Source organism: Rugamonas rubra (genome assembly GCF_900114705.1).
Lineage (GTDB): Bacteria > Pseudomonadota > Gammaproteobacteria > Burkholderiales > Burkholderiaceae_D > Rugamonas > Rugamonas rubra.
In genome coordinates, this window is record NZ_FOTW01000020.1 from 22,758 (window position 1) to 44,023 (window position 21,266).

Annotated in this window: 18 protein-coding genes and 4 tRNA genes; 18 read left to right on the plus strand and 4 right to left on the minus strand. The window is 64.3% G+C overall.

The features are described 5' to 3' along the window. Position 1: 1 nt before the first annotated feature. The 5 genes from hflK to BM252_RS20175 all read left to right on the plus strand — a co-directional run bounded on the left by hflK (position 2) and on the right by BM252_RS20175 (position 5,438). On the plus strand, positions 2 to 1,282 hold the full coding sequence (hflK, locus tag BM252_RS20155; RefSeq protein WP_093389475.1) for an FtsH protease activity modulator HflK: 1,281 nt from the start codon (positions 2 to 4) through the stop codon (positions 1,280 to 1,282). Next, on the plus strand, positions 1,282 to 2,178 hold the full coding sequence (hflC, locus tag BM252_RS20160; RefSeq protein ID WP_093389476.1) for a protease modulator HflC: 897 nt from the start codon (positions 1,282 to 1,284) through the stop codon (positions 2,176 to 2,178). Before hflK ends, hflC begins: the two co-directional genes overlap by 1 nt. Positions 2,179 to 2,389: 211 nt before the next feature. Next, positions 2,390 to 3,550 (plus strand): ATP phosphoribosyltransferase regulatory subunit, encoded by a 1,161-nt coding sequence (locus BM252_RS20165; protein ID WP_093389477.1) that lies wholly within the window; start codon positions 2,390 to 2,392, stop codon positions 3,548 to 3,550. Positions 3,551 to 3,554: 4 nt separating this feature from the next. After that, positions 3,555 to 4,868: an adenylosuccinate synthase gene (locus BM252_RS20170; RefSeq protein WP_093389478.1), complete on the plus strand. Its 1,314-nt coding sequence runs from the start codon at positions 3,555 to 3,557 to the stop codon at positions 4,866 to 4,868. A gap of 24 nt (positions 4,869 to 4,892) precedes the next feature. Continuing rightward, a complete protein-coding gene (locus BM252_RS20175; RefSeq protein WP_093389479.1) occupies positions 4,893 to 5,438 on the plus strand; it encodes a phosphoribosyltransferase in 546 nt (181 codons plus the stop codon). A gap of 85 nt (positions 5,439 to 5,523) precedes the next feature. On the opposite strand, the gene BM252_RS20180 is transcribed toward BM252_RS20175, so the two are convergent. Next, entirely contained in the window at positions 5,524 to 5,847 is a 324-nt protein-coding gene (locus BM252_RS20180; RefSeq protein WP_093389480.1) for a hypothetical protein, read from the minus strand. A gap of 241 nt (positions 5,848 to 6,088) precedes the next feature. On the opposite strand from BM252_RS20180, the gene BM252_RS20185 reads away from it, so the two are divergent. Then, positions 6,089 to 6,685 carry a MarC family protein gene (locus BM252_RS20185; RefSeq protein ID WP_093389481.1) on the plus strand — a complete coding sequence of 199 codons (597 nt, stop codon included), beginning with the start codon at positions 6,089 to 6,091 and terminating at the stop codon, positions 6,683 to 6,685. 30 nt (positions 6,686 to 6,715) lie between these two features. Here BM252_RS20185 and uvrB read toward each other — a convergent pair whose 3' ends face one another. After that, entirely contained in the window at positions 6,716 to 8,803 is a 2,088-nt protein-coding gene (uvrB, locus tag BM252_RS20190; RefSeq protein WP_093389482.1) for an excinuclease ABC subunit UvrB, read from the minus strand. Between the two features lie 122 nt (positions 8,804 to 8,925). On the opposite strand from uvrB, the gene BM252_RS20195 reads away from it, so the two are divergent. Both BM252_RS20195 and BM252_RS20200 read left to right on the plus strand, forming a co-directional pair. Then, on the plus strand, positions 8,926 to 10,140 hold the full coding sequence (locus BM252_RS20195) for an amino acid aminotransferase (RefSeq protein WP_174900600.1): 1,215 nt from the start codon (positions 8,926 to 8,928) through the stop codon (positions 10,138 to 10,140). 119 nt (positions 10,141 to 10,259) lie between these two features. Continuing rightward, positions 10,260 to 10,335 (plus strand) — tRNA-Asn (locus tag BM252_RS20200). A 166-nt stretch (positions 10,336 to 10,501) separates the two neighbouring features. On the opposite strand, the gene BM252_RS20205 is transcribed toward BM252_RS20200, so the two are convergent. Next, the gene (locus BM252_RS20205) at positions 10,502 to 10,876 is read right to left on the minus strand and encodes a hypothetical protein (RefSeq protein WP_093389483.1); all 375 of its coding nucleotides are present in this window, start codon (positions 10,874 to 10,876) and stop codon (positions 10,502 to 10,504) included. A gap of 342 nt (positions 10,877 to 11,218) precedes the next feature. Between BM252_RS20205 and BM252_RS20210 the strand changes: the two genes are divergently transcribed. From BM252_RS20210 to BM252_RS20250, 9 genes are all read left to right on the plus strand, one after another. Then, positions 11,219 to 12,589 carry an HD-GYP domain-containing protein gene (locus BM252_RS20210; RefSeq protein WP_093389484.1) on the plus strand — a complete coding sequence of 457 codons (1,371 nt, stop codon included), beginning with the start codon at positions 11,219 to 11,221 and terminating at the stop codon, positions 12,587 to 12,589. 134 nt (positions 12,590 to 12,723) lie between these two features. Next, a tRNA-Asn gene (locus BM252_RS20215) sits at positions 12,724 to 12,799 on the plus strand. 135 nt (positions 12,800 to 12,934) lie between these two features. Further along, positions 12,935 to 13,010 (plus strand) — tRNA-Asn (locus BM252_RS20220). A 370-nt stretch (positions 13,011 to 13,380) separates the two neighbouring features. Beyond that, a complete protein-coding gene (locus tag BM252_RS20225) occupies positions 13,381 to 14,580 on the plus strand; it encodes a hypothetical protein (RefSeq protein WP_217429936.1) in 1,200 nt (399 codons plus the stop codon). A 416-nt stretch (positions 14,581 to 14,996) separates the two neighbouring features. Continuing rightward, positions 14,997 to 17,183: a TonB-dependent receptor gene (locus BM252_RS20230; protein ID WP_093389485.1), complete on the plus strand. Its 2,187-nt coding sequence runs from the start codon at positions 14,997 to 14,999 to the stop codon at positions 17,181 to 17,183. Between the two features lie 229 nt (positions 17,184 to 17,412). Further along, positions 17,413 to 17,664, plus strand: a complete 252-nt coding sequence (locus BM252_RS20235; RefSeq protein ID WP_093389486.1) for a hypothetical protein — start codon at positions 17,413 to 17,415, stop codon at positions 17,662 to 17,664. Between the two features lie 25 nt (positions 17,665 to 17,689). After that, positions 17,690 to 18,379 (plus strand): DUF3334 family protein, encoded by a 690-nt coding sequence (locus BM252_RS20240; RefSeq protein ID WP_093389487.1) that lies wholly within the window; start codon positions 17,690 to 17,692, stop codon positions 18,377 to 18,379. Between the two features lie 97 nt (positions 18,380 to 18,476). Beyond that, positions 18,477 to 18,552 (plus strand) — tRNA-Asn (locus BM252_RS20245). A 250-nt stretch (positions 18,553 to 18,802) separates the two neighbouring features. After that, entirely contained in the window at positions 18,803 to 19,234 is a 432-nt protein-coding gene (locus tag BM252_RS20250; protein WP_245774355.1) for an Hsp20/alpha crystallin family protein, read from the plus strand. A gap of 97 nt (positions 19,235 to 19,331) precedes the next feature. Here BM252_RS20250 and BM252_RS20255 read toward each other — a convergent pair whose 3' ends face one another. Beyond that, positions 19,332 to 20,285: a hypothetical protein gene (locus BM252_RS20255; protein ID WP_093389488.1), complete on the minus strand. Its 954-nt coding sequence runs from the start codon at positions 20,283 to 20,285 to the stop codon at positions 19,332 to 19,334. Between the two features lie 127 nt (positions 20,286 to 20,412). On the opposite strand from BM252_RS20255, the gene BM252_RS20260 reads away from it, so the two are divergent. After that, on the plus strand, positions 20,413 to 21,264 hold the full coding sequence (locus BM252_RS20260; RefSeq protein WP_093389596.1) for a M15 family metallopeptidase: 852 nt from the start codon (positions 20,413 to 20,415) through the stop codon (positions 21,262 to 21,264). Positions 21,265 to 21,266 lie beyond the last annotated feature (2 nt).

Consider the following 21,266-nt stretch of genomic DNA (forward strand, 5'->3'; position numbering starts at 1 on the left):
CATGCTTGTCTCCTCTCTCATGAAAAGAATCGGCTTGAAGCTGTCGCTGAACGACCCGCGCTGGGGTTCAGGTAACAAAGACGGCAACAAGCAAGCCCAAGAAGGCAAAAAGCCAGGCGAGGGACCTCCCGACCTGGATCAGCTGTGGCGCGATTTCAACCAACGCCTGAACGGCCTGTTCGGCCAGAAGAACCGTCCGGACACCCCCGGCGGCGGTGGCGGCGGCCGTCCCGACATGAAGGGCGCCGGCATCACCGCCGGCGCCGTCGGCGCGGTGGCCGCGCTGATCTGGCTGGCCAGCGGCTCGTTCATCGTGCAGGAAGGCCAGACCGGGGTGGTGTTCACCTTCGGCAAGGTCAGCCACACCACGCCGGCCGGCTTCAACTGGCGCTGGCCGTATCCCTTCCAGCACGACGAGACGGTCAACGTCTCGCAGGTGCGCACGGTCGAGGTCGGCTATCGCTCGAACATCAAGAACAAGCAGGCGCGCGAATCGCTGATGCTGACCGACGACGAGAACATCATCGACATCCAGTTCGCCGTCCAGTTCAAGCTGAAGGACCCGGTGTCTTGGCTGATCAACAACCGCGACGCCGAGGAAACCGTGCGCCAGGTCGCCGAGACCTCGATCCGCGAGATCGTCGGCAAGAGCAAGATGGACTTCGTGCTCTACGAGGGCCGCGAAAAGGTCGCCTTCGAGACGCAGCAGCTGATGCAGCAGATCCTCGACCGCTACGCCTCCGGCGCGCAGATCACCAACGTCACCATGCAGGGCGTGCAACCGCCCGAGCAGGTGCAGACCGCCTTCGACGACGCCGTCAAGGCCGGCCAGGACCGCGAGCGCCAGAAGAACGAAGGCCAAGCCTACGCCAACGACGTGATTCCAAAAGCGCGCGGCGCCGCCTTCCGCCTGGTGCAGGAGGCCGAAGCCTACCGTTCCATGGTCACCGAGAACGCCGTCGGCAACGCCAACCGCTTCAAGCAGGTGCTGGCCGAGTACCAGAAGGCGCCGGCCGTGACGCGCGACCGCATGTACCTGGAGACGATGCAGCAGATCTTCTCCAGCGCCAGCAAGGTGATGGTCGACGCCAAGTCGGGCAGCAACCTGCTGTACCTGCCGCTGGACAAACTGATCGCCCAGGCCGCCGCCAGCGACGCCGCCAAGGCCGCCGTGCCGTCGTCGACCAGCGTGCTGCCGGCCGACCTGATGCCGACGGTCGAGATGTCGCGCCCGCGCGACGGTCGGGCGCGCGAATCCTCACGTGATCGGGAGAGCCGTTAATGAATCGTATAGTTACCACCCTGATCGCCGGCTTCATCGCCCTGATGTTGCTGTCCTCGACCGTGTTCGTGGTCGACCAGCGGCGCTACGCCATCGTCTTCGCCCTGGGCGAGGTCAAAGAGGTGATCAGCCAGCCGGGCCTGCACTTCAAGCTGCCGCCGCCGTTCCAAAACGTGCTGTATCTCGACAAGCGCATCATGACCATCGAGTCGCCCGAGGCGGACCGCTTCATCACCGCCGAGAAGATGAACATCCTGGTCGACGCCTTCGTCAAGTGGCATATCGTCGAGCCCAAGCTGTACTTCGTCAGCTTCGGCGGCGACGAGAGCCGGGCGCGCGACCGCATGTCGCAGATCGTCAAGGCGGCGCTGAACGACGAGATCACCAAGCGCACCGTGCGCGAAGTGATCTCCGGCCAACGCGGCAAGGTGATGGAGGCGATCCGCACCAAGGTCGTGCTGGAGTCCAAGCAGATCGGCGTCGAGATCATCGACGTGCGCCTCAAGCGGGTCGACTACGTCGAGCAGATCAACGCCTCGGTGTACGACCGGATGAAGGCCGAGCGCGTGCGCGTGGCCAACGAGCTGCGCTCGACCGGTTCGGCCGACTCGGAGAAGATCCGCGCCGACGCCGACAAGCAGCGCACCGTGATCCTGGCCGAGGCCTACCGCGACGCCGAGAACATCCGCGGCGAGGGCGACGCCAAGGCCTCGCAGACCTACGCCGAGGCGTTCGGCAAGAACCCCGAGTTCTACAAGTTCTACCGTAGTCTGGAAGCCTACCGCGCGACGTTCAAGAACCATGGCGACGTGATGGTGATGGACTCGAGCTCGGACTTCTTCAAGTACTTCAAAGGTTCTGGCGCCGCCGGCGGCGCCGCCGCGGCCAAGAAGTAAGCCCCTGGAGGCCGGGGGCGGCCAGCGCGGTTTTCCACCAGAAAACCGCCGCCGCCGCCCCCGGCCACCGGCTTTTTGCCGGCTCCCCGCGCGAATTTATCCATTCGCCTTCCGATTTCGCGTAAAATATCAGGTTCGGCCTTCCGCTTGACGGTCGCGGCCACGCGCCTCACGGTTCATTTTTTAATCCTTTTCCGTATCCAGTTTCCCCATGCCGAATTGGCTTCTGCCCGAGAATATCGCCGACGTTTTGCCGTCGGAAGCACGCAAGATCGAAGAACTGCGTCGCCTGATGCTGGATAATTTCCGTCTATACGGATATGAACTAGTGATGCCGCCGCTGCTCGAATACCTGGAGTCGCTGTTGACCGGCGCCGGCCAGGACACCGATCTGCGCACCTTTAAACTGGTCGACCAGATTTCCGGTCGCATGCTCGGCCTGCGCGCCGACATGACCACCCAGGTGGCGCGCATCGACGCCCACCTGCTCAACCGCGACTCCGTCACCCGCCTGTGCTACGCCGGCAGCGTGCTGCACACCCGTCCGTCGGGCCTGCACGCCACCCGCGAGCCGCTGCAGATCGGCGCCGAGATCTACGGCCACGCCGGCCTCGAGGCCGACGCCGAGATCCAGGAGTTGGCCCTGGCCTCGTTGGCCCTGGCCGGCTTCGCCGAGGTGCGCCTCGACCTGTCGCACGTCGGCGTGCTGCGCGCCATCATCGGCGCCGACCCGGCCGCCGCCAAGGACGAGGCGGCGCTGTACCTGCTGCTGCGCGCCAAGGATGTGCCCGGCCTCGACCAGCTGACCGCGCACTACGCCGCGCCGGTGCGCGCCGCGCTGTTGGCCCTGCCCAACCTGTACGGCGACGTCGAGGTGCTGGCCCGTGCCCGCGCCGAGCTGCCCGACCTGCCCGGCATCGCCAAGGCGCTGGCCGAGCTGGCCGCGCTGGCGGCGTCGGCCATCGGCCGCGCCGAGGTGGCGATCGACCTGGCCGACCTGCGCGGCTACCAATACGAGAGCGGCGCGATGTTCGCGCTGTACGTGCCCGGCCTGCCCAACGCGGTGGCGCGCGGCGGCCGCTACGACCACGTCGGCGAAGCCTTCGGCCGGGCCCGTCCCGCCACCGGCTTCTCGCTCGACCTGCGCGAACTGGCGCGCCTGCTGCCGACCGCCGAGCGCAAGCACTCGATCCGCGCACCGTGGGGCAACGCGCCCGAATTGAAGGAAAAAATCGCCGAGCTGCGCAAGTCCGGCGAAGTGGTGATCCAGTCTCTGCCGGGTCACAGCAACGAGCAGGATGAGTTCGAGTGCGACCGCGCGCTGGTGCTCGCCGACAATGGTAATAACTGGATTCTTAAAAACTTAGGTTAGTGTGATGTCAAAGAAAAATATGGCTAAGAACGTCGTCGTCATCGGTACCCAGTGGGGCGATGAAGGTAAGGGCAAGATCGTCGATTGGTTGACCGATCATGCACAGGGTGTGGTGCGCTTCCAGGGCGGCCACAATGCCGGCCACACGCTGGTCATTGGCGGCGTCAAGACCGCGCTGCAACTGATCCCGTCGGGCATCATGCGTCCAGGCGTGGCCTGCTACATCGGCAACGGTGTGGTGGTCTCGGTGCCGGACGTGCTGCGCGAGATCGACAAGCTGGAAGCGGTCGGCGTCGAAGTCGCCTCGCGCCTGAAGGTGTCGGAAGCCTCGCCGGTCATCCTGCCTTACCACAGCGCGCTCGACGCGGCCCGTGAAGCGGCCCGTGGCGCCGCCAAGATCGGCACCACCGGCAAGGGCATCGGCCCGGCCTACGAGGACAAAGTGGCGCGCCGCGCGATCCGCATCGCCGACCTGCTCAACGAGAAGCGCTTCGCCGAAAAACTGGCCGAGAACCTCGACTACCACAACTTCGTGCTGGAAAACTACCTGAAGGCACCGAAGGTCGACTACCAGAAGACCCTGGACGACGCGCTGGCCTACGTGCCGCGCCTGCGCCCGATGGTCACCGACGTGTCGAGCGCGCTGTACGCCGCCCACAAGGCCGGCGCCAACCTGCTGTTCGAAGGCGCCCAGGGCTCGCTGCTCGACGTCGACCACGGCACCTACCCGTTCGTCACCTCGTCGAACTGCGTGGCCGGCAACGCCGCCGCCGGTTCCGGCGTCGGCCCGAACATGCTGCACTACATCCTGGGCATCACCAAGGCCTACACCACCCGCGTCGGCTCCGGCCCGTTCCCGTCGGAACTGCCGACCGACGCCGGCGTCGGCCACCACCTGGCCCAGGTCGGCCACGAGTTCGGCACCGTGACGGGCCGCGCCCGCCGCTGCGGCTGGTTCGACGCCGCCCTGCTGCGCCGCTCGGTGCAGATCAACGGCGTCACCGGCATGTGCCTGACCAAGCTCGACGTGCTCGACGGCCTGGAAACGCTCAAGCTGTGCACCGGCTACACGGTCGACGGCAAGCATGTCGACATCTTCCCGGCCGGCGCCGAGGAAGCGGCGCGCTGCGTGCCGATCTACGAGGAAATGCCGGGTTGGACCGACAGCACCGTCGGCGCGAAATCGCTCGCCGCGCTGCCCGCCGCCGCCCGCGCCTACATCAAACGTATCGAAGAGTTGGTCGGCGTGCCGGTCGACATGGTATCGACCGGTCCAGATCGCGAGGAAACGATCGTCCTGCGCCACCCGTTCGAGTAATTCAGCAATAAAGGAAACATCTGCATGACGAACCCACAAACCAACGACAAGCATCTCTGGGTGTCTTGGGACGAGTACCACCGCCTGATCGAGCGCCTGGCGCTGAAGGTGCATGAATCGGGTTGGAAATTCGACCAGGTGTTGTGCCTGGCGCGCGGCGGCGTGCGTCCGGGCGACGTGTTCTCGCGCATCTTCGACGTGCCGCTGGCGATCCTGTCGACCAGCTCCTACCGCGAAGAAGCCGGCACCGTGCGCGGCGACCTCGACATCGCCAAATACATGACGATGACCAAGGGCCCGCTGCAAGGCAAGATCCTGCTGGTCGACGACCTGGCCGACTCGGGCGTGACCCTGGTCAAGGTGATGAAGCATTTGACCGACAACTTCGAAGGCGTCACCGAGGTGCGTTCGGCGGTGATCTGGACCAAGGGCAGCTCGGTGTTCAAGCCGGACTACCAGATGGAAGAACTGCCGCACAACCCGTGGATCCACCAGCCGTTCGAAGACTACGACGGCCTGCGTCCGCACCAGTTGGCGGCCTGGATCAAGAAGGGCGAGAGCGCCGCGTAAGCAGCCTCGAGCAACAAAAAAAAGCGACCGCGAGGTCGCTTTTTTTTTCGCCCGCCGCGCCGTGCGCGGCCGTCTTGCCGCTTGTTCAGCCGGCGATGATGGTGTTGTCGGCGGGGCCGCTGGCATCGGCCGGTACCGACACGGTGGCGCCTGGCGTGGTGTGCACCGTGTTCAGGTTGCCTTTGATGGTGATGACGGTGTTGTTGGTGCCGCGCACCACGGTGCCTGCCGGCACCATGACGCTCTGGCCGGCGTTGAGAATGACGCTCTTGCCCGCCGCCAGCACCGCCGGCTTGCCGGATATGGTCGGCAGGGGCAGGCCGGCGGCCGGGCCGGCGTCGTAGCCGCCGCCGCAGGCGCTGAGACCGGCGAAGGCGAGGGCGGTCAGGAGTTGTGCTGATTTCGTCATGTGGCTCGTCTCTAGTTGTGAATTTTATAATTCGCAGCATAGGATGGGGCCGCTTCTTTGTCCATAGAGGAAAGCCTCGAAAATGTGGCCGAGGAAGAGGTGCCCGAGGGCTTCCCGGCGCAGCGGCGGCGCCTGCGCGGAGAGCAGTGGAGGCTGGATTTTTGAGTGAATAGGCTGCTTTGTAGTAACATTGTGGAAGGGGCGTCATAGCCGCTATCCACCGTTTCAGACAAAGCCCTCAATGACCCAGAATTTTTTCCAGACCTTCATCCTGTTGCTGCTGGTGACCGATCCCTTCGGCAATGTGCCGCTGTTCGCCAGCGCGCTCAACCCGGTGCCGCTGGCGCGCCGGCCGCGCATCGTCATCCGCGAGTGTATGATCGCCTTCGTGCTGTTGCTGGTGTTTATGTTTTTCGGCCGCCACTTCCTCACCGCCTTGCAACTGTCCGAGGTGTCGCTGCGCATCGGCGGCGCGGTGATCCTGTTGCTGATCGCGATACGCATGATCTTCCCGCATCCGGACGGCGTGCTCGGCAAGACCGAGGGCGGCGAACCCTTCATCGTGCCGCTGGCGATTCCGGCCTTGGCCGGGCCGTCGGCGCTGGCTACGGTGCTGCTGTTCTCGCGCGAGAGCACCGGCGAGATCCTGGTCCATGTCGCCGCGCTGACCGCCGTGCTGGCGGTGTGGCTGGCCGTGTTCCTCGGTGCCGAGCGGCTGCAGAAGGTGCTCGGCCCGCAGGTGATGACGGCCTTCGAGCGGCTGATGGGTTTGATACTGACGGCGATGTCGGTCGAGATGCTGCTGGGCGGCATCCGCGAGTTCGTCAAATCCCTGTAACGCGCACCGGGCCGCCCGCCCGGCACGGCCCTACGGCGCGGCGATGGCGGCCAGGTTGTCGGCGCCGGGCGCGCCGAACAGCTGCTGCTTGAGCACGTGCAACTGGTCGCGCACCTGCGCGGCCTTCTCGAACTCCAGGTTCTTGGCGTGGTCGAGCATGGCCTTCTCCAGCCGCTTGATCTCCTTGCTGATCTGCTTCTCGCTCATCGCCTCGTACTTGGCGGCCTCCTGCGCCACCTCGCGTTCCTCGCGCGCGTCCTGCGGGCTGTAGACGCCATCGATCAGGTCGCGGATCACCTTGGTGACGCCGCGCGGCACGATGCCGTTGGCGGCGTTGAAGGCGATCTGCTTGTTGCGCCGCCGTTCGGTCTCGTCGATGGCGCGGCGCATCGAGTCGGTGATGCGGTCGCCGTACAGGATGGCGACGCCGTTCAGGTTGCGCGCGGCGCGGCCGATGGTTTGGATCAGCGAGCGCTCGGAGCGCAGGAAGCCCTCCTTGTCGGCGTCGAGGATGGCCACCAGCGACACCTCGGGCAGGTCGAGGCCCTCGCGCAGCAGGTTGATGCCGACCAGCACGTCGAAGGTGCCGATGCGCAGGTCGCGCAGGATCTCGACCCGCTCCACCGTCTCGATGTCGCTGTGCAGGTAGCGCACTTTGATGCCGTGGTCGCCCAGATACTCGGTGAGCTGTTCGCTCATGCGCTTGGTCAGCGTGGTCACCAGCACCCTCTCGTTCTTGGCGATGCGGTCCTGGATCTCCGACATCAGGTCGTCGACCTGGCTGCTGGCCGGGCGCACGATGATCATCGGGTCGACCAGGCCGGTCGGCCGCACCACCTGCTCGACCACCTGGTCGGCGTGGGTGTTTTCGTAGTCGGCCGGGGTGGCCGAGACGAACACGGTCTGGCGCATCTTGGCCTGGAACTCCTCGAACTTGAGCGGCCGGTTGTCCAGCGCCGACGGCAGGCGGAAGCCGTAGTCGACCAGGTTGGTCTTGCGCGAGCGGTCGCCGTTGTACATCGCGCTGAGCTGGCCGATCAGCACGTGCGACTCGTCGAGGAACATCAGCGCGTCGGCCGGCAGGTAGTCGATCAGGGTCGGCGGCGGCTCGCCCGGCAGCGCGCCGGACAGGTGGCGCGAGTAGTTCTCGATGCCCTTGGTGAAGCCGATCTCGGCCATCATCTCCAGGTCGAAGCGGGTGCGCTGCTCGATGCGCTGCTCTTCGATCAGCTTGGTTTCGCGGCGGAAGAACTCGAGTCGCTCGCGCAGCTCGTCCTTGATGGTTTCGATGGCGCGCAGCACCGTCGAGCGCGGCGTGACGTAGTGCGAGCCGGGGTAGACGGTGAAGCGGGCGATCTTCTGCTTGACGCGGCCGGTGAGCGGGTCGAACAGCTGGATCGATTCGAGCTCGTCGTCGAACATCTCCAGGCGCACCGCCAGCTCGGCGTGCTCGGCCGGGAAGATGTCGATGGTGTCGCCGCGCACGCGGAAGGTGCCGCGGCCGAAGTCGACCTCGTTGCGGGTGTATTGCATCTGGATCAGGCGGGCGATGATGTCGCGCTGGGCAACGCGGTCCTTGGCGCGCAAGGTCAGGATCATCTGGTGGTACTCTTTCGGATTGCCGATACCGTAGATGGCCGACACGGTGGCGACGATGATGACGTCGCGCCGCTCCATCAGCGACTTGGTGCAGGACAGGCGCATCTGCTCGATGTGCTCGTTGATCGACGAGTCCTTCTCGATGAACAGGTCGCGCTGCGGCACGTAGGCCTCGGGCTGGTAGTAGTCGTAGTAGCTGACGAAGTATTCGACCGCGTTCTCCGGGAAGAACTCGCGGAATTCGCTGTAGAGCTGGGCCGCCAAGGTCTTGTTCGGCGCGAAGACGATGGCCGGCCGGCCCATGCGGGCGATCACGTTGGCCATGGTGTAGGTCTTGCCGGAGCCGGTCACGCCGAGCAGGGTCTGGTAGGACAGGCCGTCGCTGATGCCCTCGCACAACTGGGCGATCGCGGTCGGCTGGTCGCCGGCGGGTGGGAAGGGCTGGTGCAGCTTGAACGGGGAATTCTCGAATGTAACCACGTTGGGCGCGCAGTTGTCTACTAATGGTAATTCTGCCATGTTCTCTGCCATATCCTCAGACCTTTGTTAAAATATTGGCCTGCCAACGGCCCTGGTGCGGTAACTCAGGGCTACTGCAGACAACCCGCCGCGAACCGCCTCCAATCGAATCGAATCTTATCATGACGAACCCTTCCGTTTCAGCCAGCCTGTTCAGCGCCATCGAGATGGCCCCCCGCGACCCTATCCTGGGCATCACCGAAGCCTTCAATGCGGATACCAATCCGGCCAAGATCAATCTTGGCGTCGGCGTCTATTATGACGACAACGGCAAAGTGCCGCTGCTGGCGTGCGTGCAAAAGGCGGAAGCGATTCTGATCGAACAGGCCGCGCCGCGCACCTATCTGCCGATCGAAGGCCTGGCGGCCTACGACAAGGCGGTGCAGGAGCTGGTGTTTGGCGCCGACAGCGCCGTCATTCAAGAGCGCCGCGCCATCACGGTGCAGGCCATCGGCGGCACCGGCGCGCTGAAGATCGGCGCCGACTTCCTGCAGCGCTTCGCGCCGGGCGCCCAGGTCTACATCAGCGACCCGAGCTGGGAAAACCACCGCGCCCTGTTCGAGAGCGCCGGTTTCGTCGTCAACAACTACGCCTACTACGACGCCGCCACGCACGGCGTCAACTTCGCCGGCATGCTGGCCGACCTGAAGGCGATGCCGCGCGGCTCCGTCGTGCTGCTGCACGCCTGCTGCCACAACCCGACCGGCGCCGACCTGAGCAGCGCCCAGTGGGACGAGGTGATCGCCGCCGTCAGCGCCGGCGGCCTGGTGCCCTTCCTCGACATGGCCTACCAGGGCTTTGGCGCCGGCATCGCCGAGGACGGCGCGGTGGTGCGCCGCTTCGCCGCCGCCGGCGGTCCGCTGCTGATCTCCAACTCGTTCTCGAAGTCGTTCTCGCTGTACGGCGAGCGCGTCGGTGCCTTGAGCGTGGTGGCCGCCAGCGCGGAGGAGGCCGGCCGCCTGCTGTCGCAGCTGAAGCGCGTGGTGCGCACCAACTACTCGAACCCGCCCGTGCACGGCGGCAAGGTCGTCGCCACCGTGCTGACCACGCCGGAACTGCGCCAGCTGTGGGAAGAGGAGCTGGCCGGCATGCGCGTGCGCATCAAGGAAATGCGCGACGCCTTCGTCAAGAAGCTGAAGGAAAAAGCGCCGGAGCACGACTTCGCCTTCGTGCGCGACCAGGTCGGCATGTTCTCCTATTCGGGCCTGAGCAAGGCCCAGGTGGAGCAGTTGCGCGCCCAGTCGATCTACGCCGTGGACACCGGCCGCATCTGCGTGGCGGCATTGAATTCGCGCAACATTGACATCGTCATTGACGCCATCGCCAAAGTCCTTTAAGATCTTGCTTCTTCGGGTTGATCGAAAGATTGATCCGGAAGGCAGCACGGAATACGAATCAGATTGCTTCATCAGAACCTTGATGGCGTGAAAGAAACAGTATAAAATGTTGCCTCTAATCCCTGATAGCTCAGTTGGTAGAGCGACGGACTGTTAATCCGCAGGTCCCTGGTTCGAGTCCAGGTCGGGGAGCCAGAATTTAAAAGGCCGCATCGAAAGATGCGGCCTTTTTTGTTTTTTGCGCCTGGCATGGATGCGTTCCTGCTCGGCCGCCACCGCCAACGGCTCCAGTCCGGACTGGCTGGGCATGACGCGGCCCCGCGAGTGACCGCAGGGCCGTGTTGTTTTCTCCGCCGCCGGCCTATTTGTGGGGCCGCATCTTGATCACGCGAGAAACTTGGCTGGGGGTGAGTCCGGCGCCCTGCGTGAAGGGAGTGCATTCGACCTGCGTCGTATAGGTTTCCTGCGCCGCGAAATGGCCGACGAAGCGGTATCGATCCGAGTCCTGGCGAATGAAAACAGGCACCGGTTCGGCTTGGCGCGACAGCGTAAGGCCGGCAGCTCGCGCGGACGCGCCACTATTGCAGACGATGTACTCTGGCGCCCGTGGATTCAATTCGAGGCGCAGGCAGGCTGCGACGATTTTTCCATTGCTGGCAGGCAAGAACGAGTCCTTGTTACCGCCTACAGTCTGATGAATGTTTTCACGGCTGTAGTCTTTGTTAAGTTCGAACATAAATCTCTCCATTCATCCGTACAGCGGTTGCTGTATGAATGCATTAGGATAGAGAATCACTCGTAAATTTTTTGTCAATCTTGCTGCGATTTGTATATGCAATTCGTAAAATTCCGCGGCCGCTGGGCGTGGCAAGCCGTCAATTGGCTCGGGGAGGGGGGGCGACTGTGTCGACAACCTCGGGAAGCATATTGCTGGCCGGGTGTGTCTTGCGGTGACGGGTGCTGGGTCGGCAACTGTGGCAAAAGTTTCTACGTAGTAATAAATATTCCATTTCGGTAATTTCATCGCTATCATTCAGGAAGTTAAGTCGCGCTCCCGCGCCGACCCTGAAGGAAGCCCATGCCAGCTCTGCACGCCGCCCCCGTCAATCGCCACTACCTGGACAAGGTGATGGCGGTGGCCGAAATCATGGCGGTGGAGGTGATCGTCGACATCCTTGACGTGCGCGGCTTGAAGCTGGTGGCCAAGGGCACCAGGGTCACCCGGGCGCTGCAGGAAAAGCTGATCCTGCACAAGCTGCGGCAGCCCTTCGAAAGCTGCGTGCGGGTGAGCGGCGGCGTCGATCAGAGGGCCATCGCCGGCATCGCCGGCCGCCTCGTCGAGACCAGTCCCTCGCTGGCCCACATCCTGCGCGCCAGCGGGAAGGGCAGTGCGGCGGTGCTGGCGCAGCTGGCCCGGCTGGAGTTCGGCGACGCCCTGCGGATGATGTTGACCGTGGCCGACCGCAACGGCGCCCACGCGCTGGAGCACGCCGTGCTGGTCAGCCTGCTGTCCGTCTGCATGGCGCAGAAGCTGGGCCTGGGCGAACAGGATCAAATGGTGGCCGGCCTGGCGGGCATGCTGCACGACATCGGCGAGCTGTACGTCGCGCCCGCCTTCCTGGCACGCGGCAAGCGGCTGCTGCCGCACGAGTGGTCGCACATTGTCGTGCATCCGCGCATCGGGCAGATGTTGATCGACGAGTTGGGCGGCTACCCGGCGGCGGTCGGGCGGGCGGTGGCCGAGCACCACGAGCGCTTCGACGGCAGCGGCTATCCACGCCAGATCGGCGGCGGCCAGATCAGCGCGCCGGGCCAGGCGGTGGCGGTGGCGGAGGTGATCGCCGGCCTGCTGTTGACCGACCATCCGTTGGAGCGGGCCGAGTTGGCGTTGAAGATCATTCCCGGCGAATACTCGCACGAGCTGTTGTCGGCCATTTCGGGCGCGCTGCGCATGGCCACCCCGGACGCGGCGGCCGATCCCGTCCGCGCGCAGGGCGGGGAGGGCGTGGAACACCTGTTCTGGCGCATCGCCGCCATCCTCGACGTTGGCGAGGGCTTGATGGTGGGGGTGGCGGCGAAGTCGCCCGGCATGCTGGAGCTATTGCATAAGACGATGGAGCGGGTGCGCACCATCCGCCGCGCCTTTATCAGCACCGGCCTGGACGTGTATGTGCGGCCGGAGTCGGACCTGGGCGCCGGCACGGACCAGATGCTGCTGTTCGAGCGCGAGGTGGCCGGCCGGGAGATCCAGTGGCGGCTGCGCGATATCGCCCGCGACCTGGCGCTGCAAACCTCGGCACCGGACGAGCAGGTGCTGCTGGCGCCGCTGGTGCGCATGCTGGACGACGACCTGCCCGGCGCGGCGCGCGCCAAGCCGCTCGCGCCCGCGCCGGCGGCCTGGAGCGGTTCGGTTTTGGCCGGCGGCAGCATGCGGCATGGCGGCGCCTGAGGGCGGCGCGCGCTGCCGCACGCCGCCGCCGAGTGCTCCGCTTGGCATGTTTTTCATGCACACAATTTTTTTGCGAAATAATTTCCATTCGGGGCAACCAAATGCGCGTTGAACAGCTATAATGCTGCCTCTGTTCCCTGATAGCTCAGTTGGTAGAGCGACGGACTGTTAATCCGCAGGTCCCTGGTTCGAGTCCAGGTCGGGGAGCCAGAATTTCGAAAGCCACGTTGCTTAGCGTGGCTTTTTTAATGAGCGCCGGGAGCCGAAGCCCGGCATGCAGCAGGTGGGAATCTTCCGCCTCGGCCTCGCCCAAAGCGAGATCGGCATAGTTAATTCGCGCACTTTTCCCTGATAGCTCAGTTGGTAGAGCGACGGACTGTTAATCCGCAGGTCCCTGGTTCGAGTCCAGGTCGGGGAGCCAGAATACAGCAAGACCAACAAGCCCAGCCTTCACCGGTTGGGCTTTTTGCGTTTGGAGGCTGGATGTTCCAGCATCGCGGGCCGCAGAGATGCCGTTGGAAGTCGGCATGGCCTCATGTAATTCGTGACAATATGTGAGGTTTTCGTTTGGGCAAGGTGTTATTCTGATCGGGTGCGGCAGAATTCGGCCGGGTGCGGCAATTGCGATATCAGACCTTCTGCGCTTATCGAGCGATCGGGCAAACGGTCGCATCGTCGTAAAGATGATGGTGCGCGTACACTGACCCGCAAACTGGAGCCCCATTCTGTGAATCCGCAGGTCCCTGGTTCGGGTCCAGGTCGGGGAGCCAACATATCGAAAGTGGCTGGATTTGTCCAAGCACTCAATTCTCAACGTCACCGACGTCATGCTGCCTTTCGAGCCTCGCATTGTCGATCTCGGGCGCCAGACCGTGCTCAGCGAGCGCCACCTGTTGCCTGCGTTGCTGGAGCTTGAAGCTTTCTTCCTGGCAATCCGGTTGCATGTGGATTTGACGCTGGAGCGCGCGCAGCCGGTCAAGCTGGGGAAAACGTATCCGCTCGGCCAATGTCTTGAAATCTCGCAAGCGGTGATGCGGCTGCTGGAGCAGGGCGATGTGTCCGCAGTGCGGCTGTCGGATGCCGCCGTTGCCGGCCGAAAGGCATTTGCCGCCTTCCGTAAGGCTGGCGGCGCGTTCCGCCTAGTGTGGGGTGATCTGCGTGGCGAATTTTTCCAGAACGCCTTTCAGCTGGGCACCTTGTATCTGGATGTTTCCAACGATACGGTGACCCCTGCCAAGCCCAAGGTGGAAATCCTGCCATTCGAGCAGGCGCGCCTGATACCGATCGCCGATTACCGTCATTTCGCGCGGATTTCCTCGCGTTACTGGAAACATCGCGTCTACCCGAACCATGTGCTGCCCGAGTTGGCGCCGTATTGTCCGCTGATTCATCTCGCGGCGGATGGTGTGCTGGCGATCATGGACTGCACGGAATATATGGTTGGCATGACCAGGGCGGGGCGCTTCGCGCCCAGCGAGGCAGTGCTGTCGGACCAGCCGATGCCGGCCGCCTTGTTTCAGTACATTGTGCAGGCATTGGGCGAAGTAAAATTGACATTGCCGCGCACGGCGGAAGAGGGGCGAGTCATGGCGCTGCGGGCTTGCCGCGAATACCGCAGCAAGCGCTGCTACGCCGTGCCGCGCCATGGCGCAAAACTCGTCATGGCTACCCATGAAATCAATCGCAGCTTGCTGCACGCGAGCACGGCCCAGCCTTACGTCGCGCCATCTGAACCACCCCCTACACCTGTAAAAAGTGGAGCTGGCATGAACGCACCCGGGAAAATTACGATCAATGGCACGGAGTTCAGTGCTGCCGCCATGTCCGAAGAAGCGCGCCGGAATTTCGATATGGTGCGAGTCATCGACGATAAGCTTGTGGAGCTGCAACGTGACCTGGAAATCCATCAAGCCGCCCGCAACGCGTATATCGAGGCGTTGGTGAAATCGCTGTCTGCGGCGCCCGGGCGGGACCCTGCGACGGATGGTTGATGTCGCAGTTCAATTTTATTTCCTTTTGAAATGCAAGATATTTTCTCGCGATATGCGGAATTCATGCTTGCTTAGCTGAAAACTGTTGTATATGGCGCAGCTATGGCTATATTGGTCTTGCTATACCCACTATCAATGCCAGACAATACCGCCTTTCTGCAAGTCGGCACATTCCAGACATCTTCAAGATGCGGGCCAGACCAGCGCCCGCCACCATCCCGGCCAGTTCCTTTACGCGAACCGCCGCCAAGGCGAGGCGCATGGCGCGCCCAGTTTTTGCCGAGGGCGGGGTGATCCCCCGCTTGCGCCGCCGCCCCGGGCCAGACCGGGCGGATTGGACGGCGTCCATACAAGAGGAAGCAGGAGACAACTGTGAACCACTCTTTGTACGAATTTTATTAAACCGAGGAATGCAAATGATCAAACTGTCCAAGATGCACAAGCGCCTGTTGGCGCTGGGTGCGGCGATGCCTATTGGCTCGGCCATGGCGCAAAGCGTCCCCGCCAGCGCACCGCAACTGGAAACCGTCACCGTCACGGCGCAGCGCCGCACCGAGAACATCCGCGAAGTGCCGGTGTCGGTGTCGTCGCTGAACAATGAGAAGCTCGACGTGCTGCTGTCCGGCGGCCAGGACATCCGCCTGCTGGCCGGCAAAGTGCCGAGCCTGAACGTGGAGTCGTCGACCGGCCGCGTCTTCCCGCGCTTCTACATCCGTGGCTATGGCAACAGCGACTTCTCGATCTTCGCCTCGCAGCCCGTCTCGCTGATCTATGACGACGTGGTGCAGGAAAACCCCATCCTCAAAGGCTTCCCGCTGTTCGACACGAAGAACGTCGAAGTGCTGCGCGGCCCGCAGGGCACCCTGTTCGGCCGCAACACCCCGGCCGGCGTGGTCAAGTTCGAATCGGAAAAGCCCAACCTGAAAAAGGTCGAGGGCTACTACAACCTGTCGTGGGCGACCTACAACACCGCCAACGTCGAAGGCGCCGTCAACGTGCCGCTGAGCAAGGAATGGGCGCTGCGCGTGTCTGCCCTGCGCCAGCACCGCGACAACTTCGTCGACAACACCACCACCGGCAAGCAGGACGCGCTGGAGGGCTACAACGAGCACGCCGAGCGCGTGCAGCTGCTGTACGCGCCGAACGCGGCCTTCAACGCCCTGTTCAATGTGCACCAGCGCACCACCACCGGCAGCTCGCGCGTGTTCCGCGCCAACATCATCAAGTTCGGCAGCAACGACCTGGTCGACGGCTACGACAACGGCAAGGTCGCCAACAACGGCCTGAACTACCAGAACCTGCGCACCAACGGCGCCAGCATGCGCCTGAGCTGGGACCTGGACGCGGTCAAGCTGTTCTCGATCACCGGCTACGAGTCGGTCGGCAAGTACGAAAGCCGTGGCGACATCGACGGCGGCAGCGTGCAGCCGGGCGTGCCGTTCCAGGTGGAATCGGCCGCCACCATGCCCGACCTGAAGCAACTGAGCCAGGAGTTCCGCGTCGAATCGAAGAACGCCGGCCCGCTGAACTGGCAGAGCGGCCTGTACTACTTCCATGAGGACGGCAAGGGCGGTTCCGACGGCTTCGACAGCACCAAGGGCAACATCCAGACCTCGCACCTGCTGAGCCAGCAGGTCAACACCGCCTGGGCCGCCTTCGGCTCGGTCAACTACGCGGTCAGCGACGCCTTCTCGCTGCGCGGCGGCCTGCGCTACACCTACGACAAGAAGCGCTTCGCCACCGTCGAGGCGGTCAACGTGGTGCAGATCGCGCCGCAGTCGGTCGGCGAGAGCAAGTCCAAGGTCAACTGGGACGTCAGCGCCGTCTACAAGCTGAACAAGGACGTCAACGTCTACGCCCGCGTCGCCACCGGCTTCCGCGCGCCGAGCATCGCCGCCGCCAACGACAAGGTCGCCATCACCGTGGCCGACGCCGAGACCATCACCTCCTACGAGGCGGGCATCAAGGCCGACCTGTTCAACCGCCGTGCCCGCGCCTCGTTCAGCGTGTACGACTTCGACATCAAGAACCAGCAGCTGACCGTGGTCGGCGGCCAGTCCAACGTCACCAAGCTGATCAACGCCGCCAAGACCAAGGGCCGTGGCGCCGAGATGGATCTGGAAGGCTTCGTCACCAGCCAGTTGAAGATGAGCATCGGCGGCAGCTACAACTTCACCGAGATCCGCGATCCGAGCCTGAGCCTGCCGGCGTGCCGCACCTGCACGCCGCTCAACCCGGTCGTCAACGGCCAGATGCTGCTCAACGGCAACGCGCTGCCGAACGCGCCGAAGTGGATCGCCAACGCCACCGCGCGCTACTCGATCCCGCTGGAAAACGGCGAGTTGTTCCTGTTCACCGACTGGTCCTACCGCACCAAGGTCAACTTCTTCCTGTACGAGTCGAAGGAGTTCACCGGCAAGCCGCTGACCGAGGGCGGCGTGCGGATCGGCTACATCTGGCAGGATGGCAAGTATGAGCTGGCCGCCTACGGCCGCAACATCACCAACAAGCAAGTGGTGACCGGCGCCATCGACTTCAACAACCGCACCGGCTTCGTCAACGAGCCGCGCCTGTGGGGCGTGCAGTTCAAGGGCGGCTTCTAAGTCCTTGCCGGCGATACCCTCCGCCTAAAAAACCCAGCCCTCGCCGGCTGGGTTTTTTATTTGGTGCGCCACTGGGAAAACGACATTTCCTTGCGGAATGTATGAATCAGGTGGACGGGATATACACGGTTCAGTATTCTCTAGGTATTCGGCCGTGCGAGCGCCGCCTTCCCCTGGGGGAGGCGGAACCGCGTTTCGCGGGCGCGCCGGCAAGCAAAGGGGAAAGGCCATGCAGATCACCGAGGCGGCGCCGCAGACAGAACTGCTGGTGGCCGAATTGCCCGCCGGGCGGCCGCTGGCGCCGTCGGCGTCGTTGGCCGTGCGGCGCATGGGCGAGCTGGAGGGCGCGGTCAATCAGCTGCGCGACCGGCTCGCCGCCATGCCGGCCGGCGAGGCGTGCTCGCCGCAGCGGCGCGAGGAGATCGGCCGCCTGCTCAGCCAGGTGGCCCTGTTCCGCTTGGCGCTGACGGACAACAAGTAGGTTTCAAAAATAATTAGGGGAAAACATGACCATGAACGACAAGGGTATTGTGTACGGCACGGAAGACCTGCTGACCAGTCTGTGTAACTCCGTGACACGCGTGCTGGGTATCGCCACGCAAAGCAAAGTCTATTACTCTGCCATGGTCCAGCGCATCACCAAGGTTGGTTTGAAGCCGGACATCGGCTGTTTCGTGTTGTTCGACGGCGGCTTCACCGGCCTGGTGGTGCTCAACTTCGCCGCCGACACGGCGATGGAGATCTACGAGCGCTACATGCTGCACATGGGCATGCCGAAGTCCGAGCTGGCCAGCTCGCACACCTCGGACGAGGTGTCCAACATCCTCGGCGAGTTGATGAACCAGATCGTCGGCGACTTCACCGGCAAGGTGCGCCGCGAGCTGCAGACCAACATCACGCAGAACCAGCCGAAGATGCTGGTGCTGACCAAACAGGTGATGCTCAGCGTCGACACGCCGCTGGACCGGCCGGAGATGCGCCGCGTCTCCTTCTACACGGAGAAGAGCAACATCTTCTACCTCGAGCTGGCGATCGACCGCACCGAGTTCGTCCGCCTGTACGACTTCGACCCCAACGAGGAGACCGATCCGGACACGCTGATGGACAAGGAGCGCGCCAACATGGACGCGGAAAGCTCGCCGCCGGCCTCGGACGCGGGCGACAACGACGAGCTGCTCAAGTCGCTGGGCATGTAGCGGACGGGGCGGTGGCGCCGCGTTTTCCGGTGCCGCCAAAAATCCCCGCAGGTGAGCTGGACAGCGGAAATTTCGCCGTATATAATGCGGCCTCTTTTCCCTGATAGCTCAGTTGGTAGAGCGACGGACTGTTAATCCGCAGGTCCCTGGTTCGAGTCCAGGTCGGGGAGCCAGAACACATAGAAAGCCCAATCCTAATCCGGTTGGGCTTTTTTGCGTCTGGGCGCGACGGTGGCGACGCTTGGCGACAGACCGCCTTGCGCGGGATGAAAGGAGCGCTGCGGCGGGTTTGATGTGCGTCATGCCTGCGGCGGGACCGACTTTTATGATGGAGGTCGGGAGGGCGCGTGTCGTCTGGTGCGCACCGGATCCCGTCAGCAGGTGCTCAGGCACCACAAGGGAGGAATGATGGCAAACAATCTGATGCGATTTGACCCGTTTCGCGATTTGACGCGCTTCGATCCGTTCCGCGACATAGACGAACTGTTCCGCGATTTCTCGCCCGCCGCCTTCCGTGGCGGCATGGAGGTGGCGCCACGGTTGCGCATGGACGTCAACGAGAACGAGCAGGAGTATCTGGTGAAGGCCGAGATCCCCGGCGTCAACAAGGAAGACATCAAGGTGGCGATCAACGGCAATCAGGTGTCGCTGTCGGCCGAGATCAAGCAGGAAAAGAGCGAGAACGAGGGCGGCAGCCTGCGCAGCGAGCGCTACTATGGCCAAATGCAGCGCAGTTTCACGCTGCCGCAGGAGGTCGACGACGAGCAGGCCCAGGCGCGCTACGAGAACGGCGTGTTGCACCTGAGGCTGCCGAAACGCAGCGGCGGCGGCGGCAAGCAGTTGGCGATCCAGTAGCCTGCGCGTGGGCGCAGCCGGCGCACCCATCGCAGGCGGAGGCCGTGGTGGGATGGCTGCGGCAGTGATGGTGGCGCGACGATGCTGGTGGCCGGCCCTAGTGGCTGGGCGCGCGGCAGGCCGGGTCGTTGTCCCAGCGGCCGGAACAGATGCGCGAGCGGCACAGCATGCCCTCGATCTGTCCCAACTGCTTGCAGCGCTGCAGCAGGCCGGCGGTGGCGTCGCCGTCCTTGCGCTCGACCACGTCGCGGCTGTTCTCTGCGACCACCATGGTCGGCTGGCTGGCGTGCGCCACCAGTGCCGCCAGCAGGGTGACGTCGGTGTCGGCGGCCAGGGCGGTGCTCGGCTGGAAGGACAGCGTCGCGGCTTTTTTAAGCTGCGCCGGGGGCCGGCTGTTGTCGCGGGCGCCGGCGCTGTCCGCCAAGTTCCGGCCGGCACCGGACGGCGCCGGTGTCGGCTTGCTAGCGCCTGCCTTCGACGTGCTGGCCGCCGACGCGGCCGTCGGGCTATGCGCCGCGTTGCCGGTGTTGTCGGCGGCGTTGGCGGCCTTGGCCACGATGTAGTCGGCGCGCCTAGCCGGCATTGCCGCTTTGTTGGCAGGCCGGCCCACCAGCTTGTCCGGCCGCACAATGTCCACCACCGGCTCATTGTTCCGTTCACTACTCCGTTCGTAGTTCCGCTCGTTGCCCCTAGCCACGGGCAGGGTGCTGCTCGGCTCGTTGATGATGGCCGCCGGTGCCGTTCTGTTCACCAGGTCGGCGAGCGGCGGCGTGCTCGCGCCGTCGTTGGTGGGCGCGCGCGCGCTCAGCGGCAGCGCGTGCCGCAGCGGCGGGGCGCCGTCGCGGTGGGTCATCCAGGCCAACACGCTGAGTATCAACAACAAGGCCAACAGGGCCAGCGTCCAACCGTTGAGTTGCAGGCGGGTTAGGCGGTTCGGCGCCAGCATGGCGCCGCCATGCTCCAGGCTGGCCAGGATGCGCTGGCCGCCGGTGTTGCCGTTGCCGACCGTGCCCTTCGACAGCAGGTTCGGCCTTTGATTCGAAGCGTCCAAAATATCCTCCCTGACTTTGATATAGCCTTCGATGCGATTTGTTGGCAGGTCTACGATGTAGCGATCTCGACTGGGCTGACAGCAAGTGTCCGATCTGCGCGTCCGGCCCGCTTTGACGGAGCGCACCATGTTTCTCTTTTCCGTGCTGCTATTTTTCCTGCTGGCCTGCGCCGGCGCCTGGCTGTTGTTGTTCGACGGCGGCCGCGCGCTGGTGACGCAGTCGCTGGCGCAACTGGGGCGCCGCTTGGAGCAGCGCTGGCAGCGGTTGAACCAGGCCGGCGGCCAGCGGGCCGCCGCTGCGGGGCAGGGCGCGCGCGAGGGCGCACGCCAGGGCGCGGCGCGGCTGCTGCGCTGGCTGCGCCGCCGCTGCCTGTTGCTGTTGGCGGCCGGCGTGTTGCTGACCGTGCCGCCGCTGCTGGCCTGGCTGGTCAGCGACGGCAGCATGCTGGGCGGTTTCGACGGCGCGGCGCACGACGTCAACCCCCAGGTGCTGGCCTTGTTGGAGGGCGAACAGCTGGCGCCGCCGCTGTCGCCGCCACCGCTGGCCTTCACCACCGCCGAGGTGGCGCAGGTGCGGCCCCTGCTCGACAGCGCCAACCGCAACTGGCAGCTGCTCGACGCCGCCTTCGCCCAACGCCTGCTGCTGGTGTTTAAGATCATGAAGGAGAGCCACGGCTACGACATGGCGATCCTGGAAGGCTACCGCAGCCCGCAGCGGCAGGATCTGCTGGCCGCCGCCGGGTCGGCCGTCACCAACGCCAAGGCCTTCCAGAGCTACCACCAGTTCGGCCTGGCGGCCGACTGCGCCTTTTTGCGCAACGGCAAGCTGGTGATCTCGGAGCGCGACCCCTGGGCCATGCGCGGCTACCGTCTGTACGGCGAAACGGCCGAGACGGTGGGCCTGCACTGGGGCGGCCGCTGGACCATGATGGACTTCGGCCACACCGAGTTGCGCCTACCCGGCACGGTGAGGAAATAAGC

Bases quoted from the DNA above. Each gene is read 5' to 3' on its own strand.
- hflK (WP_093389475.1), top strand. From the start codon at position 2: ATGCTTGTCTCCTCTCTCATGAAAAGAATCGGCTTGAAGCTGTCGCTG.
- hflC (WP_093389476.1), top strand. From the start codon at position 1,282: ATGAATCGTATAGTTACCACCCTGATCGCCGGCTTCATCGCCCTGATG.
- BM252_RS20165 (WP_093389477.1), top strand. From the start codon at position 2,390: ATGCCGAATTGGCTTCTGCCCGAGAATATCGCCGACGTTTTGCCGTCG.
- BM252_RS20170 (WP_093389478.1), top strand. From the start codon at position 3,555: ATGTCAAAGAAAAATATGGCTAAGAACGTCGTCGTCATCGGTACCCAG.
- BM252_RS20175 (WP_093389479.1), top strand. From the start codon at position 4,893: ATGACGAACCCACAAACCAACGACAAGCATCTCTGGGTGTCTTGGGAC.
- BM252_RS20180 (WP_093389480.1), bottom strand. From the start codon at position 5,847: ATGACGAAATCAGCACAACTCCTGACCGCCCTCGCCTTCGCCGGTCTC.
- BM252_RS20185 (WP_093389481.1), top strand. From the start codon at position 6,089: ATGACCCAGAATTTTTTCCAGACCTTCATCCTGTTGCTGCTGGTGACC.
- uvrB (WP_093389482.1), bottom strand. From the start codon at position 8,803: ATGGCAGAATTACCATTAGTAGACAACTGCGCGCCCAACGTGGTTACA.
- BM252_RS20195 (WP_174900600.1), top strand. From the start codon at position 8,926: ATGACGAACCCTTCCGTTTCAGCCAGCCTGTTCAGCGCCATCGAGATG.
- BM252_RS20205 (WP_093389483.1), bottom strand. From the start codon at position 10,876: ATGTTCGAACTTAACAAAGACTACAGCCGTGAAAACATTCATCAGACT.
- BM252_RS20210 (WP_093389484.1), top strand. From the start codon at position 11,219: ATGCCAGCTCTGCACGCCGCCCCCGTCAATCGCCACTACCTGGACAAG.
- BM252_RS20230 (WP_093389485.1), top strand. From the start codon at position 14,997: ATGATCAAACTGTCCAAGATGCACAAGCGCCTGTTGGCGCTGGGTGCG.
- BM252_RS20235 (WP_093389486.1), top strand. From the start codon at position 17,413: ATGCAGATCACCGAGGCGGCGCCGCAGACAGAACTGCTGGTGGCCGAA.
- BM252_RS20240 (WP_093389487.1), top strand. From the start codon at position 17,690: ATGACCATGAACGACAAGGGTATTGTGTACGGCACGGAAGACCTGCTG.
- BM252_RS20250 (WP_245774355.1), top strand. From the start codon at position 18,803: ATGCGATTTGACCCGTTTCGCGATTTGACGCGCTTCGATCCGTTCCGC.
- BM252_RS20260 (WP_093389596.1), top strand. From the start codon at position 20,413: ATGTTTCTCTTTTCCGTGCTGCTATTTTTCCTGCTGGCCTGCGCCGGC.